This window comes from Sporocytophaga myxococcoides DSM 11118, assembly GCF_000426725.1.
GTDB classification, from domain to species: domain Bacteria; phylum Bacteroidota; class Bacteroidia; order Cytophagales; family Cytophagaceae; genus Sporocytophaga; species Sporocytophaga myxococcoides.
In genome coordinates this window covers 265,742-283,868 of the sequence record NZ_AUFX01000005.1, presented here as the reverse complement: position 1 = coordinate 283,868, position 18,127 = coordinate 265,742, and the positions used below count along the sequence as shown (strand labels likewise).

Sequence of the window (18,127 nt, the reverse complement as noted above, 5' to 3'; positions counted from 1 at the left end):
TTCTTTATACTCTAATTTATATTCAATGTCTGAGGACCAAACTCTTCAAAAAAGACATGCTCACTATTGACCCCCAGTGCTGCAAGATCCTTTATTGTCTTTTCCAGAAATAGTTTGGGACCACAAATATAATAATCCGCACCGGGTAATAATATTGTTTCTTTCACTTCAGACAGTTCCACTCTTCCCTTTTTTACGTTATCATCTGAACTTGAGCAATCATCATAAAAGACTATATGCTCGAGCCAGTCAAATTTTTTATCTAAGTCACTGACCTCATTCTTAAATGCATGAACATTCGCAGAGCGACAACCATGAATCCATTTGACTTCGCGTTTCTCAGATTCATTAGCAAGATATTCCAACATGGACATAAATGGAGTCTGTCCTATGCCACCACTAATAAGAACAACTGGTCCCTTACTCTCAAGATTTAAAACAAATTCACCTGCCGGAGGTGTAGCTTCAACAATGTCTCCTTCAACTAATGTGTTATGGAGATAATTTGAAATTATTCCATCCTCTTTTGTACCACCCTGACCAACTTCTTTTTTAACCGAAATCCTGTAATATTTATTACCTGGAGCTGAGGAAATACTATATTGTCTAGGTTGAAACAGCCCTAGCTCTTTTACAAAAACTCTGATGCTCAGATATTGTCCCGGCTTATGAAATGCAACTTCCTTTCCATCCTCAGGGTATAGATAAAAAGATGAAATCTCATCAGATTCCTGAACTTTCTTCTTTATACCAAACTTTCTCCATCCGCTCCAACTTCCAGGTAAACCATCCTTTTCAATATAAATTGATTTTTCCAGATTAATCATTATGTCTGCAAGGATTGTATAAGCTTTGCCCCATGCCTCAATGAGCTCATCTGAAGCTCCTACTCCAAGTACCTCTTTGATCGAAGCCAATAAATTTTCACCCACAATTGCGTACTGTTCCGCAGTAATGAGTAAACTTGTATGCTTCTCCCCTATATGTTTTAATACAGGCAACAAGACTCCAGGATTTTCAATATTTTCAGCATATGCAAGCACAGAATTAGCCAATGCAGTCTGTTGTGTTTCGTTTTTCTGATTCCCCATATTAAAGACATTTTTTAATTCGGGGTTCAACCTAAACATTCTCTGATAAAAATGTTTGGTCAACAATAGACCGTGCTCCTTTAGTATAGGAACTGTTCCTTTTATTAAGTCGATTTCAGATTTTGTTAACATTTTTTTTGAAAATTTTAAAGTTGCATCAAATATACCTCTTTAAAGTTGCATGAAAAATGCTATTTTAAATTTAAAAAAATGATACTTGTCATTTTTTTACCCTGATTATTAATAAACTCAAATCAGTCAATTAGGAAAACTAATTCCATCTTGTTAAACAAAACATGAGATTCAATTTTAAAAAGAACACACATTTGGATATTTTCTTATAAAAGGATAAAAAAAATGGGCAGCCTGCACTTGCAGGCTACCCATTTATATCTTTCTCAGATGACTTTTATCTCACCTTTATCATTCTGTAAATTTCTGAAGACCCAGACTCATATTGAACCTTCATGATATAGGTGCCGTTAGCGTAAGTACTACCGAAATCCAGGATTTGACCGGGCTCTAAAGATTCCTTAGCTTCTATCGATTCGCCATATAAGTTTAATATTTCAAGGGATCGAACCTGCTGTGATACCTTAAATGCAAATGAACTGCTGCTTGGATTAGGAAAGAGATTTTCAGCAGCACCATATATAGGCTTTGAGAACAAACCATCCACAGAATTTACCGTGATTGTCCTTAGCGATGATCCAAAGGCACCTTTCGCATCGATAGCTACAGCTTTAATAGTATGAACCCCGGAAGGAATATCTGTCCAATTTACTTCATATGAATCAGATGGAGCATTAACTGTGCCTATCAGAGTAGTACCAATATAAAAATCAACTTTCACTATATTACCATTAGGATCCACTGCATTGGCTTTTAATATCAGATTTTCAGGAGTAACAACTGTTGTATCCTGAGAGGGAGAAATCAGATTCACTTTTGGCGATTGGTTACAAGCGACAAAATTATCAAGTGGATTAGACATATTTGCTTTAATATAGGTACCTGAGGCAGACAGGTTGGTCCATTTATCTGTTGCGCAGGATCTTGGAGCTAGAAGAGCTGAGCCTTCAGCTTTATCTGCAAAACTCCAAACAATCCAGCTAAGTTTATATTTTTTCATCCAAAGAATCCAGTCATCAAAGGTCGTAAAAAATGTATCACCATTTCCACTGGCATCAGTGGTGCCACACTCAGTAATAAATATTGCTATACCTTTGCCAAGTGCATTCTCTGCTACTTTCATTAAACTAGTGTAGTGAGTACCAGCATAAAAATGTAATGCATACATTATATTTTCATATGCAAGTGGAGATGCTGCGGCCTTGTCCACTTCCTGACTATGAGAAGGTGTTCCTACAATGATGATGGTATTTGGAGCTATTTCCCTGATTTTTGGGACTACTACATTTGCATAGGCTTTAACCCTATTCCAATCAACTCCGTCTCCATTTGGTTCATTACATATTTCAAATAAAACGTGCTTCTTATTTCCGTGCTTTGAAGCCATGTAAGTCCAGAAATCAGTTGCTTCAGTAACATTATTGTATGGATCTCCAGGATTCAGAACATGCCAGTCAATCAAACAATATATTCCTAACGCTCCGCATTTATCCACCCAGGTATCTATGTAAGATTTCCAATATGTGGGATTAGTTAAATAGCCCTGTTCCGACTTTTGCACATACATGGCAAGTCGGTATATATCCATTCCCCAATTGTCTGTAAGTTCTTTTAAAGCATTATCTTTAGTACAATTGGGAAACCATTGCAATCCATGTGAACTAATTCCTCTCAGGGCAACTGGATTCCCACATTCATTGCTAAGCTGATTACCAATTAGCTTCAGCCTTCCATTTATCGCCACAGGAGATCCTGCAGGATATTGAGCATAAGAACTTAGGTTGCTAATTGTGAAAATAAAAAAGAATAAAAGCTGAATTCTAGTTATAAATTTCATCCTGGTATTTTTTAATTTATTGAATAATTTAAAGAATAATCTTGGATTTTCCAATCGGCATAAATTGCACTAAGAAGGCGAACAGGATCATTCTAAACAAAATAAGAATTAGTAAAAAAGTCTCACAAAAAAACCAACTACATAAAAAACAACAACTTATAAAAATAAAATAATTTTAAAACGATACAACCCAATCAGAATCTCCTCCGGTTAACCTTGTATTTTTCAAATACATCATTGAACTTCTCCAAATAAAAGGTAAAAAAAATATGCCCCAGCCTATACATCTAACTGCATAAGCTGGGGCGTTTTAATATCTCTTTTATTGATTATGGATAAAGAATAATTACTTCTTCAGCATCAATTTTTCTGATCTTTTCCGTCTGGTTGTCTTCATTTTCATACCACACTTCATAAAAAAGTTTTCCAACTGCATAAAGCTGAATGGTGTGATTCAAATCTTTCCTAAGATCTACAAATTGCCCATGTTCCCATAAAAAAAGGGCCTGGTCCTCCAAGGGTAATTTTGAGAAGTCTTCGTCATTAATCATAAATAATAACCTTTATTCTTTAACCAAAGCCTGCAGAGTTTGTTCCCGATAGGGCCTTCCTTCAATCATAATAAATGAACCCCAACTCAATGGGTTGTCATATGCCTTTCTGATTTCACGCTTAGCTTCAAGAAAAGCTTTTCTTTTATTTCCGCTTTCAATCCATTTTTTATAAAAAGAAAACATAAGCTTTTGCGTTATTTCATCATTTACTTTAAACAAGCTCATTATTACTGCATCAGCACCAGCTATGAGGAAGGACCTTTGAAGACCATAAACCCCCTCTCCTACCTGAACATCCCCTCTACCGGTTTCACAAGCACTAAGCACTACAAGCTCTGTAGACGCAAAGTTGAGGTTCATTGCTTCATAAGCTGTAAGGATACCATCTTTCTGATTTACATAGGTATTTTCGGTATTGCTGATTATTTCGCCTGCTCCCGACAACATCAGACCTGAATTCAATAATGGATTTGATGCAAAGTCATCATCATTAGCACGATTAGTGGTTTCTTTAAAATAGCCATGTGTAGCAATATGAAATACCTTTGGATTAAAGAAGGAGCTAATAGTATCCTCTGTAACATGGTTACTTAAAACCTTAACCGTTCTTTTCCCTGTCCCGCTAAGCAAGGTAGTTAATTCGTTCACTTCCTTCTCTGCTCCAGGCAGAGAGACAACCATAGCACTTTTAACTTTATCCTTTTCCGAATAAAAGTCAGGATTACCACACAGAAGATATTCCTCAGTATGCGTCTTTTTTACATCTTTACTATTATTCTTTTTTTTATTCTCAATAACACCAAGTAAATCTTTTGTATTAGTTACCAAAACTATCTGATTTTTTTCCAACACAAACGAGCCATCTGGCGCCGGCATCATTTCAAGGTTTAATTGATTGTATACACCTTCTGAGGAAAAATACACTGTAGCTCCATCCGGAATTTTTGTTTTGATATTTTTCCAATAAGTCTCGTAAGAATACTGATCATTGATGTTCATGTTTGCCGCATTTCTGTAGTACTTCAGAAATTTCTTTTCCATAGCATTGCCATTTGAAAATGCAACAACGTCAGGAAATTCGCTTGAATGCTTGTTAACAACAAGTGCAGCATAAACTATAGAGTCAGTGAAAACTTTATTAAAGAATCTGTAGCGAACCATCTCCACGGCATGTTCATTCTCATGCAAGCTTGCCCTGATTTCTTTCCAGGTGGCCCGTCTCTTAATTTCTTCACCGTTAAAAAGTGTTGAGCGTTTGCTCATTTCTTTCTCAAGGTGTTCAATGGAAGCTTCAATATGGTGAGGATCCAGTTTTTGTGCAGCAAGCTGTTCTTTTGTATAGGATAACGAACTTGTAAGAGATTCGCTCAGAATAATCCATTCATTATACATCCCTATAAGGACTGAATCTTTACTATTCATAATTTGCTCCCGCAACTTTATATTTGAGTTTAGCAAAAGAGCTTTTGTTGCAATAGTGTTATTGTATACCTCTCCGGAAAGTCTGGCCTTTTTATTTCCAAATACATCAAGCGCGAGAAAATTATAGAATTCAAACTCGTCCTTCATTTTGCTCCAGAACTTACTTTTTTCCCTGAAGCTTAAAGAAGGAAAATAATTTCTAGTATAATCCAGATACTTCGGAATAATTTCTTCCATGAGTTCAAGAGATTTTTCATACCCCTTCACCATATATTGCACTCTGGCAAGCTTACCGGTAGCCTGTATGTATCCAGGATGCTTTTCATTAAATATTGCACTGAATAGCTGTCTTGACTTCTGATAGTTTTTCTCTGCAAAATCAAACTTCTCCTTGTTGTATGCTATATCGCCCTGCAGTAATTTAATTTCCGCATTATACTTGTTTTCAGAACCTATTTTTTTATCCCAATATCTTTCTGCTTCACTTAGAAACTTTTCAGCCTCTTCAGTTCGTTTTAGTTGAATGTAAAATTCAGCGAGCTTTTGCAAATGCAATGCATACAAAGGATTATTTTCTCCGGCACTTTTTTGTATGATTTTTCCAGCCTCCTGATAGAGCTTTTCTACTTCAGCTACCTTTATTCCTCGCTTATACTTTATTGCAGCAAGCTTTGACAAGGTTTCTACTCGGTTTAAGTTTTCTTTTCCGAGTTTAGATAAAAATATTTCATCAGCTTTAGCATAAGCCTCTTCAGCTTTTTTATAATCTCCAATTTCATTAAAATAATCACCTTGCATTAGAAGTATCTCTGCTTGCTGCAGTGATTGTTTATCAAAAACCTTATCAACGATTTCTTTGGAATGCTTTAAATACTGGTCGGATAAATTATAATTCCCATTAATCAAAAAAAGTCTGGCTAATGTTTCATAAACCGATAACAGCTGTAAACTCCCACCTTCAAGAATTCTTTCTTTTATCTCCAGGGATTTTTTTACCTCCTTCTCACCTTTATAGTAATTGCCGGTCATAAGATAAAGAGAGGCTTCCTGTTCATGTTCAAGTGCATCAGCCAGGGGGTCAAATCCTGACTTATCAAGGTTCAGATGAGTAACTTTATTCAACAAATTTTTACTCTTATCAAATTCACCTTTAAATGCATACATCCTTGAGATTATCAAATAAGCTTCCATCAATTGCTCTGAAGCGTTGTCCTTCCCTGATTCTATAGCAATTTCGGCTTTCTGCATCGAAGAAAATCCTTCTTCATATTTACCTGAAAGAATCTGTAATTCTCCAAGTTTAGCAATACCAGCAGCATATTCAGGAGACTTTTCCCCATGCTGTGCAACAGAACTGGCTACTACATCTTTCATTACTATGATAGCAGAATCCGGTTTATCTCTTTTCTCAAGTAGTCTAGCAAATGTCTTCAGATAAAAAATATTCAGATCCGATTCTTTTGTAATTTCCTTTTTCAGATGAGATGAATAATTTGTAACAAACAATTTCTCTGCCTTATTCAGATCTGAACCGTAATTGAGTTCATAGAAGGCTAGATCTATATTTGCTTTATAAAAATCAGGAGACTTGTTCCCTTTGAATTTTGAATTAAACTCAGCTATTAAAGACAATACATTCTTATAGCTTTTCAAGTCTCCCTGTCTAAGTTTTAGATCAGCCTGAAGCTGAAGCGTCTTATACTGATAAGAATGATATGGAGGCAAAAACTTAATTATAGTACTTAATGAATTCAGCCTGCTTTCAGCAGCATCCAGATCACCTTCATAAAAGGATCTAAAAGCATCACAATAGCTATATGCAATTTCATATCTGTCTTTAGTACCAATAGATCTGAACGCATACATCTGAAGTCTGCGCAAGTGATTTCTATATTGTATTATTTGTCCATCTTTTATAGATTCTATTGTCTGATTTACCAGATCTTCAACTTTTGATGATTCATATTCTGCTGCTTCAGAACGGCCATAGCAATGACTATAGGCTATAGCAGACCTTGCAAAAGATCTTTTCTTATCAAGCTGTTCTGCTTCGCCCCTTAATGTTTCAATAACAAATCTGTTTGCGGAAGAGAGATTTTTATTCCCCCATAATAGATTGTTTTTTATTAACATTTCAGCCTCACTTGTTTTACCTACCTCAAATAAGCAACCTGCTTTAAGGTTGAGTAAATGTAAATAGGTCTCTTTGCGAGTCTGAAAATCTATGGCTTTATCTTGAGCTGCCTTATCTTTATCTTCAACAAGTTGAGATGAAGCCATCTTTAATCTATATGGCTCCTGACCATCAATTATTTCAAGAGCTTTAAAGCAGAAACCCTGATTTTTATACAATTCCGCCAGAGCTAACAAAAAATTCAATTCCTCTGTGGAGGCTTTATCAATTCCGGAAATTTTTTCTATTTGATGAAGGATATTTTCTTCTTCAGAATAGTTTCCTGTTTCATTAAGGTACCGTGCAATATAAAGCAGACACTTATGCTCATCCATTGGCTGACCTCTACTTTTTTCCGCAAGGTTTAAAGCCGCATTAAAGGTTTGTCCCGCCTTTTCAAATGACATCATGGAAAAATAAGATCTTGCCTCCAATAGCCTGGCCCGAACAGCATCAGAGATGCTTACTTTACCTTTGTCATAACTTTTGGCAAATTTATTTGCTCCATCAATACATTCTTCATACTCACCTTGTGCAAACTTATATTCAAAGAAAGCGAGCTTTTTGTCATTCTTAGGCTGATTCAGACCATTTGCATTATCTCCTCCTCTTGAAATTATTGACAGAAGACAAAGGAAGGCTCCCAGTAAAAAACGATTCATAACTTTATTTTTTTCTAAACAGACCATCCAGATTCAGCATAAGATTTATTTCGTGAGTATTTAAATTCACGCCCAAATCCCTTTTAAATTCATATGCATATGCAAATCTTACCCTTGAACTAATGTGAGTACCTGCCATCAAAGCATGACTTTTATAGGAAGAATAGGTAGCTCCCGCCCAGAAATAGTCAGTAATTTCGAAAATCAAATTTAGATCTGCCCGCACTTTTGAGTCAGGAAAATATGAAAACCTGATGTTTGGATAAAGCTTGTAGGAGTCGCTAAGTTTAACTCTGTAGCCAGCCATCAGCATATAGTTTCTTTTCTTACTGAAGAAAGGCTTGCCTTCATTTCCATAAAGATTCTGCTTGTCGCCCATGATGAGGTCCGGAGCAGAAAAACCTGCATAAAAATTTTTGGTAGAAAGTTGTAATCCGGCTCCTGCTTTGGGCATCATTGCACTTACATTTGATGCTTCCACAACAGGATCGCCCTGATCCCATACTCTGTCCAGATAGGCTGTACTGAATTTAGCTGATGTAAAGCCCATTCGCAGTCCCATAGAAAGCTTCCACTTACTTGTGAGGGGTACATAGTATGCATAGTTGAGCAGGAAGTCAGTATTTCTATTGGCTCCGAACTTGTCATAATTGATATTAAGACCCAGCGCCATTTTCTTTGCGGGGAATCTATAGTCTGCCCAGAACATGTTGGTAACCGGAGCTCCATTCATGCCAGTCCATTGAAATCTGGACACAAGGTTGGCATTGAACTGTGTCTCCTGCATACCTGCCGCAGCAGGATTATAGATCAATTGATTAAACATAAAATTGGAAACCAGAGGCATTTGCTGTGCCTGGGCTCCAATAGTCAGACTTGCAAAAATTACTGAGAGTAAAAGATAACGAAACATGTGCTGTATATTACTTGAAATATTTAAATTCATTTTTAATACTTTACTTCTACAAATCCCTTTAGAACGTTTACCCCATTTTTAAATACATAATAATAGGTTCCTTCTGTAACCTTGTCACCGTTATTGGATTTACCATTCCAATCATTGAGATAATTTACACTGCTGTATTTGATATCACCCCATTTATCAAAGACATCAAGCCTATTGTCTGCTTTGTCATTTACTCCTCTAATAACAAAGTAATCATTTTTTCCATCGTCATTAGGAGTGATGATTTCCGGCGCTTCCAAAGCATCCTGGACTTTTAGCGTAACCATATAATCCTCTGTTTCTCCAGCCTCACCTGAAAGAATACATGCATCCGAAGATGTAAAGCGACCATTTGTTCTGCATCTGATTCTCAACCTCCTGCTACCTGCATATTCTTTAGAGTTTTTTATGATTATAGGTTTCATAGAAAAAAGAGAATCTTCTCCAAAAGATGCATTTACAAATTCATCAGCTTCATCAAAATCTCCATCATTATTGTAATCTATCCATATACCTACATATTTACTGGATTTTCCGATAGAACCAATTTCAAAATCTGCAGTGTAAACATTGCCGAGAAACAGATCTGTTGTTCTACCTGATTCTGTAAAATCTGTATATCCTGTTCCCTGGCAACCAGAAGAATCACTTTTCAGAGAATTAATCCTGAATGAATTTATATGTGTTGCATAGCATAGTGCAAAACTTTTAGGACAGCTATTTTCACGTATATTTCCATCTGTTGCATCTTCCACCACTTTAATCTCTTTTCTTAATGTAGCTTTCAATAAACCTTGTTTGTCATAAACTCTACAGTTAATCGTTCCTTCCACAGCATCTTCTGTAAAATATATATTTACCTTATTGACCGAATCACTTTCCTGATTTGTGTTTAACAGGTATGCATTTTCTCCCAAGTATGACCATTCATAACTATATTCATCGTTGTAAGGAACCACAGCATAGGTCTGTACTTTTTTTGTACTAGTATAATTTTTACCAATTAGAAACTCCGCAGCTGGAGATATTATAATGGTCTGGTTAGCTTTAGTGCCTTCATAATCTATAGATGCTTCAACATAAGCTGTTATAGTTGTAGGACCTGCACCGGTAACGATAAGCAGAGTGTCTTTGGTTTCTGCTACATTTACATTACTCGATATAAATATTACCGGTAAGTTAAAAGAAGCATTTGCAAAAAGCGGGGTATTTCCACTTGCTATGTTTAATTTGGGGATGTCGGTAAATCTTATACTTGGTATAATTTTCGTTTTGACTTTAACTACACTAAAATCATATCCTGTTGCTCTGGCGCATATGAGATTATAATCGGAAGTTAGAATTGAGTTATTAAGTGAAGTTGAAAAATCTGAAATTTGTTCATAGCCCAAAGATCCAAACTCTCCTTTTTCATTCAGTTTGACAAGTCTTAACCTTTGACTAGTAAAATTTCCATCAGAATATGTTGCTTCTATCGTGGCTAAAATATTGCCATTCGGTAAGACAAAAATTGACTTTCCCACTTCCCTGTATGCAAGAATATTTATAACTCTTCCGTCACCTGCAAAAGTGGAGTCTATTCTTCCATCAGATTTTAAACGCATGATGACACTTTGATCTCGTACCTGCCCCACTGTTACCAGCTTACCATCTTTCTGAAAAGCCAAATCAGCGATTATTTCCAGTGCTACCACTGTCCCTTTGTAAAAGCCTTTATCACCAAATGTCGTATTAATTGTTCCGTCAGATTTAAGCATTGCTATAGCAGGATTGGTCACTGATGATGTTTTAAGCGGCATAGGATATGACCCTCCTAAGGCTATGCTCGTTTCATTCAAGGCAATCTGGTAGCAGGCTACACTTTCTAATATTGTTATGCCTTTGCTCCCAAAAGTTTTGTCCTGTGTCCCATCATCATTCAGCCTAAAAACGACAGTAGTAGGTCCGTTTATAAACATACTTATTGAATCTATATACGATCCTACTGCTAGTATTTTCTCCCCCTGTCTTTTCAGAGCATGTATACTTGTCATCTTCTTTGTAGTCAGGTCGGGAAAATATTTACCCTCTTTCGCAAAGGTTTTGTCGATATTGCCGTCTGCAGTCAATCTGATTATTACAGGCTTAGTAGTTCCAGAAGCATAAATATAGCCTCCTATCAAAATCCTTCCGGCCTTATCAATTGCAACTGTTTCAGCATACTCATCAGTCGAATCAGATACTGTATATATTCCTCTTCCTTTTGATGCAAAACTTTCATCTAGTGTTCCATCAGAATTTATTCTTACACAAGTAAAATCATGACCTTTAGAACCATTCAGAGAAGATCCCACCATTACGATTTTTTCGTCTGGCTGTGATATGATCATTTTGGCTTCTTCCTCCTTGCCATAAAATCTTGTTTGGAAAATTCCTCGAGGAGAACCTGCTTTATTGAATGAAGTATCAATAATGGCAGGTTGAGCAATGGAATAGAATACAATCAGGAAATAAAAGAGGGTTAAAAAACTGCTATTACGCATATTTGATACAAATTAAAATAGGATTGAAATTAGATTTTTCTGGAATAATGATTGAGCAAATCTTTTCTCTTAAAACACAGAAAAATAGCTATTAAAGATAAAAATTATCATGCGATTCTCCAATTTAAGTTCATCCATTTCGACGAGTTATTTTAATTCACTTTGCCTATTCTACCACTTTAAAGGAGGTTTTAACTTTAAAAGTCATTATTCATTTGCATTTTGATAATGCTTTCACAGAATTATTATTAATAAAAAACTTTCTCAAAAGCTCCACCAAACGGGAAATTTAAAACTTCACTTTCCCAATATTCCTATTTCCATTTCTATCTTTTATCAATTCAGCAAGACTTCTGTGAGCCAGCACTTACTTGACTTATAAAATCTGTTGTTTGGACAAATATAGACTTGAATCTCCTTTATATCTCTTATGAGCAAACATCTATTTGTCCATAAGATCGGACAGTTATAGAATGTAGCGATTAAATATTAGCATCTTGAGAAATAATTTATTCACAGAGGTATAAGAAACTTGCCCCAAAAGTATTTGTATTTTACCGTAATAGAATTTAACTCACAAAAATGTTCTATTATTAGAATTAAAATCAGAAATAGGTATATTGTAGGTTAAAATTCAATATTACAGTCAGTTTATTGCATACATGTAAATAAAGAATGAATGATCTTATCTTTCTTATCAGAAGACATCGCCCCAAATCAAAATCAACTAGAAACAAAAAGGATTAAAATAACCGCATACACAACAGTTCTTTGTATTTTTTTATGTGTAGTGTTTGGTGCAGGATTCTTTATTTATAATATTTTTCCTTTAAATTTTATTTTTGCATTCTTTGCTGTAGTTCATTTTTCTACTTGGAGGATCTGTATGGCAGGCTTTTCAAGGGTTGCAAAGGTTGTATTGTACTTTTCTCTATTGCTTCAGGTATTATCTATGTCAGCGAGCCTGGGAAGTGAAATGGATCTCAAGGTATTTTATATTCCAATTGCTATTATACCTTTTATCATTTTTGGAAAAAACGAGAGACCTCTTTTTAACATATCCATTCTATTTACCCTGCTTAATATTGCAATTATATATAGCCTTGACAAATACAACATTTCTTTACCTGCCCCCAATATATCTTTAGGAGTAAATCAGTGGATTAATACAGCTTTTAACCTGACAGCCATATTCTGCATGATATTTCTTGCAAATCTGTTTCTTTCTTTGTCAGAATTAGGAGAAACACTGTTGTTTGAAAAAAGCAATCAACTAAAAGAACAACAATGCCTCTTATCGGCTCAAAACCGTGAATTGGAAAATACAAAAAGTGAACTGGAAAGACTAAACTCTGTAAAGGATAGACTTTTATCCATCCTTTCTCATGACCTAAAGAGCCCCATTAACAATATTCAGGCTATTACAGAACTGATTCTTGAAGAAAAAATACAAAAAGAAGAAATAAAGGCTGTTGCGCTAAAATTTAAAGAGTCCTCTATCCATACCAAACAGCTACTGGATAATCTTGTTAACTGGTCCAGTACACATCTTACCAATCATTCTCCTGATCCTAAAAATATTTGCCTGAAGGAGCTTATTGATAATGTATTTCAGTATACTGGCTACCTTGCAAAAAACAAAAATGTAAAGCTTACAAATTCAATAGACGCTAATACTCTGGTCTGGTGTGATTATGACATGATGGAAATAACCTTCAGAAACCTTATTCTCAATGCTATCAAATTCAGTCATAACGGACAAGAGGTCATCGCCTATGCCTCCGATAAGAATAGCAAAATTCAGGTAAATATAGAAGACCATGGCATAGGTATCCCTGATGCAATGCTTAACCAGCTTTTTGAGCCCAATATTGCCAAAACCAGATTAGGCACAAATTCTGAAAAAGGATCTGGAATCGGATTACTTCTGTGCAAACAGCTTATTCATGCAAATGATGGAAATATCTTTGTCTACAGCACTCCCGGCATTATGACTACATTTTCAGTTGAGCTTCCTACTTGTAAAGGTTAATCAACTTTGTCTTTCATTAAATATTTTTTTCCTGCATAGGGGTATGTTGAAACAGGATTGTCAAAGCAATAGAATCAAAAATCTATTAGCAATATGACAACATTTTCAAGAAGTGTATTCTCCAGGAATTTCTTCATTATTACATTCTTAATTCTTTCTTATAATGCAACTGCACAGACAGATAGCAGCCAATCAACTTCTGCCAGGGCTTTGAACTGGACTGCTGGCTTTAAATTTCATAATCCAGGAGGGATTACCCTTAAAAAGTATTTTGGAAACAAAGCTCTAGAGTTTATAGCTGGCCGGAATGGTTCTTATAGAAACTATGACTATTACTACCGAAGCAATAAGAGACGGCTTAGAAATAAAGGTTACATTTTCGACGGATATGATCATACAGAAAGACCGTGGATTCTACAATTACATTATCTTGTGCACCATAATATCTCCTTTTTACCCAGATTAAGATGGTACTACGGAGCCGGAATTCAGTCAAGATTTTCCAATTACTACTGTAATTACCATTATACAGAAAACAATACTATAATTTATGATAAGGAATATATAAGTACATTTTCCATGGGAGCAGATGCAGTGCTGGGAATAGAATACACTTTTAAAAATTTCCCAATCATGTTGTTTGCTGAAAACACTATTTACACAGAGGTATTCAATAGTCCATTGTTTATAAAAGGCGATATAAGCACAGGAATCAGATATACCTTCTAAAATCTTCTTTTATTCCTTAGCAAAGGAAATAGACTGAATATCTTCACATTTAATTTTAGAGATATTAAGATCACCTAGTAGAGATATTCGGTCTATTACTATCCTTTCTTTATCCGTAAAATCATGAGAAGTGATTATCCCTATATATTCCTCTCCGGATTTTAATACCACTTTGATTTTTGATAGATGGTATTTTTTCAAGGTCTCAAAAGTCATCATAAGGAATCAGTCTCTATGGTCTTAAGGATTTTAAAAAACGAAATTTAAAAACAAGTGTCTTAGACAAATATAACAATTTTATAGTCTAATACCTAAAATTAACAATTCAAAATAAGTTAAATGTAGATTTTAACTTTTTTGATATTAGACAATAATCACTAAAAAGATATTCTTTAATAAACAATTAGATGAAAAGGTAAACATAAAAAATATAACTTATCATGGAAATTGTTTCAAGAAATTAAAATAATAAAAATAATACTAAAAATTACCAATAAAATACAAAATTAATCATTTTTTCATTCCTAAAATAATTCTATTTAATTGATTATAAAAAATTTCCGGTTCAAATTCAGCTGAAGCACTGCATAAGTCCAAAGCCTCTTGTAATAAAATTTTACTCAGGTTTTTTCCAATAAAAACTATTTTGGTTTCTTTTTCATTCTCTGAGGCCCAGGGGCCCATTGAATCAGTAGCATATTGGCTGTTCACTGCTTGAAATAGAATTTTTTCATCAACTGAATTAAGATTCAAAATTCCTTTTATTCGAAAGACATTTAATTGCTCGGTTAACAAGGCTCTGATGAAAATATTAAATTTAAGCACATCCAAAGGAGCCTTAAACACAAAAGTATGAGAATGAATACCTGCATGTCTCACTTGCTTTGTGGGAGCCAAAAGGCTTGCCTGATCTGAACCATTCTTTTGATAGGAATAGCTATGTTTTTTTAAAGCAGAGAAGGTGCTGTGAAAACTCTGTTCTGAGAATGCATTTAATTCCAAAAGGTTTATGTCATAGATTGAATCTTTTCCATGGAATACAATCAGGCTTCCAGGATTCATGCGTCTGAGAATATTTTTTACAGTATCTGTCTGATAGGAATCTACCCTATCAATTTTATTGATAATAATAACATCTGCCATTGTTACCTGATTGCAGGCGATCTCCTGATCCTCCAATTGTTGTTCTATAAACTGAGCATCAGTCAAAGTAATTATACCATCAATATAAAATGCTTCTTTGACATATGGATCCGAAAGAAAGCTCATGGCAATTGGTCCAGGATCCGCTATTCCTGTGGTCTCCACTAGCAGGTGTTCTATCTTCCTGTCTCTGTTAAGTATTTTTTGAAGCACATCTATCAGATCATCATTAAGAGTGCAGCAAAGACAGCCGTTTGAGAGCTCAAAGATTCCCTCCTTGGCATCCATTACCAAAGCTCCATCTATTCCCACTTCTCCGAATTCATTTTCAATTACCGCAAATCTCTTTTCTTTGTGATGAGAGATAAGATAATTGAGCAATGTTGTCTTTCCAGCTCCCAGAAAGCCTGTAATGATTGTGACAGGAATTTTAGGCATTACCATGTGGTTTCTAATTTTAAACTAAACAGGCTTGTTTTGTTGTTACTCCTGATAAAACAAAACAAGCCTGCTTTTGATAATTTGATTTTTTATTCTTCAGGAAATAAATCAATCTCCAATTATTTCTTTGGATCAAACTGAGAGAATCTGTATAAAAGACCGAGAGAAAGCATCTGAGTAAATTGAATCTCATAATCCTGATCCTGATCGTACAAGGCAGTAGCAGTTAGATTCACGTTGATATATCTGTTCACTTTTGCAGATAAGGTAAGATCCAGACGCGAGTCAATGGCTTTCAGATTTTCATAGTTAGCAAACATCGCATACCTGGTATAGAGATGAAGGTTTTTGGCGATATCTTTATCAAAATTAGCAGTAAGTGCAAATGCAAGTTCATTTCTGACTTTCTTACCGATAGGTACACCATAGTTCTGAGGTACATTTTTGTATATGGTAGTATCAGTAACAAAAGTATTACGAAAGCTACCTACACCAAACCTCAGCCAAAAATAATCGACTGGCTTATACTCCAGACCCATTGAGGAAGTGAGGTATCCAGGAGCCATAAATCTTGAAATCAATTGCTGAGATTCTCTATCAAGACTATCTTTGGTAACTTTAAAGCCCTGTGCAAACTGAGAAAGAAAGCTTATGGAGATATAAGCATTCCACTTGTCTGTAAGTCTGTATCCCAGCTTTGAATCTAAGAATATTTTATCTGTAGTTTTCCTGTATATAGTATTACCATTTTTAACCATACCATATTGCAACTGAAGTATATTATCAAACGATATTCTGTTTGATTCATACAATAGTCGACCATCCAACAGCAAGCCCATTGCAATTGAATTCACTCCTCCTCCTTTCCAGTTGGAGCTAAAGGAGGACTGATTAATATTTGCCCCTCCTTCTAATGATTTTTTCCAGGGAGAAGGTATGGTATCCTGATTGGAAAAGTCTGTTTGCGCAAAAACGTTTTTTGCTAAAAGAATAAAAACTATTAAAATTAACTTCTTCATGATTAAATAGGATGTAAAATCCAAAATTAAAAGTCCGAGAAGAAATTAACTAAACAAATTTCTCAATTAACTTACACTGTATCTATAACTAAATTAGACTAATGAGAATCTATTGGCCTCACAAGGACTTTATCTACTCTTTGTCCATCCATATCCAGCACTTCAAAATGTAGGTTTTTCCAATCAATTATTTCACCGGACGAAGGGATTCTTTTAAAAATATAAAGTATTAAACCTCCTAAAGTATAAAACCCTTCCTTTTCTATCTCTTCAGTTTTCTCAACTTCAAAATATCTGAAAAATTCATCCAATGAGATTAACCCATCTACAAGATAAGATTCATCCTGCCTTTTTATGATTTCGGCCTCCTCTTTTCGGTATATGTCTCCTATTACCACATTTACCAGGTCATTGGTTGTGATTACTCCCTTTACAGAACCATACTCATCTACAGCCACAGCAAAATGAGTATTCCTGGCTTTCATATTTTCCAATAATTTAAAAGCAGTCATCTGAACGGGCACAAATAATGCATCAATAAGCATTGACCGAAGGTCTATTTCCTCCTTTCTCAACAAGGAAGAACTGAAGGTTTTCAGACTTAGAATACCAATGATGTTGTCATATTCATTTTCATAAACAGGGAAATGCGTATGAATGGATTCGGCCATGATTTTTTTATTAACCTCAAGATCTTCATTTATATCAAGTGAAACCACATCAGCTCGGCTGCTCATAAGTGATCCCACATCAGTATCTCCAAGAAAAAATACTCTTTCCACCATTTCTCTTTCTTCCTTTTCGACCTCCCCTATATCAGAAGCCTCTTCCAGCATAGCTTTAATCTCTTCTTCGGTCACAAAATGATCTTCCTGGGGTTTGAGTTGCAGAATTTTAATAAACAGATCAGTTGATGCGGAAAGTAGCCAAATCAAGGGCTTTACAAGCTTTGCAAGGATTGTCATCGGAATTGCAATAGCTGAAGCAATTTTTTCAGGACTGTTCATACCTATCCTTTTGGGTAGCAGTTCTCCCAGAATAAGTGTTACGTAAGTGATTCCGAATACCACGATAAGTCCTGAAGCAGTTTCAGAATAGTTTCCGAATATTCCGGATGCCTCAAAATAGTCATTGAGCCTCCGTGAAATTGAAGCACCTCCAAAAACCCCTGTTAAGATTCCAATCAGTGTAATTCCAACCTGAACAGTTGAAAGAAATTTCCCGGGATTTTCAGAAAGATCAAGGGCAACTTTAGCTCCCTTATTACCTTTTTCGGATGCAGATTCTAGTTTATATTTCTTGGAAGAAACCAGGGCAATTTCAGACATTGAAAATATACCATTCACTATAATCAAGAGGAGAATGATGATAATTTCTACTACCATTTCTATATGTTAAATACCAAATGAAGCTTGAAAGATTAT

General features: G+C 35.2%; 12 protein-coding genes. 2 read left to right on the top strand and 10 right to left on the bottom strand.

Features of this window, described 5'->3' with window-relative positions; all coding sequences use genetic code 11:
• Positions 1–11: 11 nt before the first annotated feature.
• The 6 genes from hmpA to K350_RS0107140 all read right to left on the bottom strand — a co-directional run bounded on the left by hmpA (position 12) and on the right by K350_RS0107140 (position 11,339).
• A complete protein-coding gene (gene hmpA / locus K350_RS0107165) occupies positions 12–1,223 on the bottom strand; it encodes an NO-inducible flavohemoprotein (protein WP_028979320.1) in 1,212 nt (403 codons plus the stop codon).
• Between the two features lie 277 nt (positions 1,224–1,500).
• Positions 1,501–3,060 carry a cellulase family glycosylhydrolase gene (locus K350_RS27830; protein ID WP_051312948.1) on the bottom strand — a complete coding sequence of 520 codons (1,560 nt, stop codon included), beginning with the start codon at positions 3,058–3,060 and terminating at the stop codon, positions 1,501–1,503.
• A 329-nt stretch (positions 3,061–3,389) separates the two neighbouring features.
• Entirely contained in the window at positions 3,390–3,611 is a 222-nt protein-coding gene (locus K350_RS0107155; RefSeq protein ID WP_028979319.1) for a hypothetical protein, read from the bottom strand.
• 12 nt (positions 3,612–3,623) lie between these two features.
• On the bottom strand, positions 3,624–7,871 hold the full coding sequence (locus K350_RS0107150) for a CHAT domain-containing protein (protein WP_162144142.1): 4,248 nt from the start codon (positions 7,869–7,871) through the stop codon (positions 3,624–3,626).
• 4 nt (positions 7,872–7,875) lie between these two features.
• Positions 7,876–8,817, bottom strand: coding sequence for a PorP/SprF family type IX secretion system membrane protein (locus K350_RS0107145; protein ID WP_028979317.1), 942 nt, complete (start codon positions 8,815–8,817; stop codon positions 7,876–7,878).
• Positions 8,818–8,819: 2 nt separating this feature from the next.
• Positions 8,820–11,339 (bottom strand): T9SS type B sorting domain-containing protein, encoded by a 2,520-nt coding sequence (locus K350_RS0107140; RefSeq protein WP_028979316.1) that lies wholly within the window; start codon positions 11,337–11,339, stop codon positions 8,820–8,822.
• Between the two features lie 679 nt (positions 11,340–12,018).
• Here K350_RS0107140 and K350_RS0107135 point away from each other — a divergent pair.
• Positions 12,019–13,371 carry a sensor histidine kinase gene (locus tag K350_RS0107135; RefSeq protein ID WP_028979315.1) on the top strand — a complete coding sequence of 451 codons (1,353 nt, stop codon included), beginning with the start codon at positions 12,019–12,021 and terminating at the stop codon, positions 13,369–13,371.
• Positions 13,372–13,464: 93 nt separating this feature from the next.
• Positions 13,465–14,100: a hypothetical protein gene (locus K350_RS0107130; RefSeq protein ID WP_028979314.1), complete on the top strand. Its 636-nt coding sequence runs from the start codon at positions 13,465–13,467 to the stop codon at positions 14,098–14,100.
• Positions 14,101–14,109: 9 nt separating this feature from the next.
• On the opposite strand, the gene K350_RS0107125 is transcribed toward K350_RS0107130, so the two are convergent.
• From K350_RS0107125 to K350_RS0107105, 4 genes are all read right to left on the bottom strand, one after another.
• Complete coding sequence (locus K350_RS0107125) at positions 14,110–14,319, bottom strand: hypothetical protein (RefSeq protein WP_028979313.1); 210 nt, start codon at positions 14,317–14,319, stop codon at positions 14,110–14,112.
• A 291-nt stretch (positions 14,320–14,610) separates the two neighbouring features.
• Entirely contained in the window at positions 14,611–15,687 is a 1,077-nt protein-coding gene (locus K350_RS27825; RefSeq protein ID WP_051312947.1) for a CobW family GTP-binding protein, read from the bottom strand.
• A gap of 116 nt (positions 15,688–15,803) precedes the next feature.
• The gene (locus K350_RS0107110) at positions 15,804–16,703 is read right to left on the bottom strand and encodes a DUF3078 domain-containing protein (protein ID WP_028979312.1); all 900 of its coding nucleotides are present in this window, start codon (positions 16,701–16,703) and stop codon (positions 15,804–15,806) included.
• Between the two features lie 98 nt (positions 16,704–16,801).
• Positions 16,802–18,088: a hemolysin family protein gene (locus tag K350_RS0107105; RefSeq protein ID WP_028979311.1), complete on the bottom strand. Its 1,287-nt coding sequence runs from the start codon at positions 18,086–18,088 to the stop codon at positions 16,802–16,804.
• Between the last annotated feature and the right edge of the window lie 39 nt (positions 18,089–18,127).

Excerpts from the sequence above, each read along its gene's own strand:
- hmpA (WP_028979320.1), bottom strand. The coding sequence starts at position 1,223 with ATGTTAACAAAATCTGAAATCGACTTAATAAAAGGAACAGTTCCTATA.
- K350_RS27830 (WP_051312948.1), bottom strand. The coding sequence starts at position 3,060 with ATGAAATTTATAACTAGAATTCAGCTTTTATTCTTTTTTATTTTCACA.
- K350_RS0107155 (WP_028979319.1), bottom strand. The coding sequence starts at position 3,611 with ATGATTAATGACGAAGACTTCTCAAAATTACCCTTGGAGGACCAGGCC.
- K350_RS0107150 (WP_162144142.1), bottom strand. The coding sequence starts at position 7,871 with ATGAATCGTTTTTTACTGGGAGCCTTCCTTTGTCTTCTGTCAATAATT.
- K350_RS0107145 (WP_028979317.1), bottom strand. The coding sequence starts at position 8,817 with ATGAATTTAAATATTTCAAGTAATATACAGCACATGTTTCGTTATCTT.
- K350_RS0107140 (WP_028979316.1), bottom strand. The coding sequence starts at position 11,339 with ATGCGTAATAGCAGTTTTTTAACCCTCTTTTATTTCCTGATTGTATTC.
- K350_RS0107135 (WP_028979315.1), top strand. The coding sequence starts at position 12,019 with ATGATCTTATCTTTCTTATCAGAAGACATCGCCCCAAATCAAAATCAA.
- K350_RS0107130 (WP_028979314.1), top strand. The coding sequence starts at position 13,465 with ATGACAACATTTTCAAGAAGTGTATTCTCCAGGAATTTCTTCATTATT.
- K350_RS0107125 (WP_028979313.1), bottom strand. The coding sequence starts at position 14,319 with ATGATGACTTTTGAGACCTTGAAAAAATACCATCTATCAAAAATCAAA.
- K350_RS27825 (WP_051312947.1), bottom strand. The coding sequence starts at position 15,687 with ATGGTAATGCCTAAAATTCCTGTCACAATCATTACAGGCTTTCTGGGA.
- K350_RS0107110 (WP_028979312.1), bottom strand. The coding sequence starts at position 16,703 with ATGAAGAAGTTAATTTTAATAGTTTTTATTCTTTTAGCAAAAAACGTT.
- K350_RS0107105 (WP_028979311.1), bottom strand. The coding sequence starts at position 18,088 with ATGGTAGTAGAAATTATCATCATTCTCCTCTTGATTATAGTGAATGGT.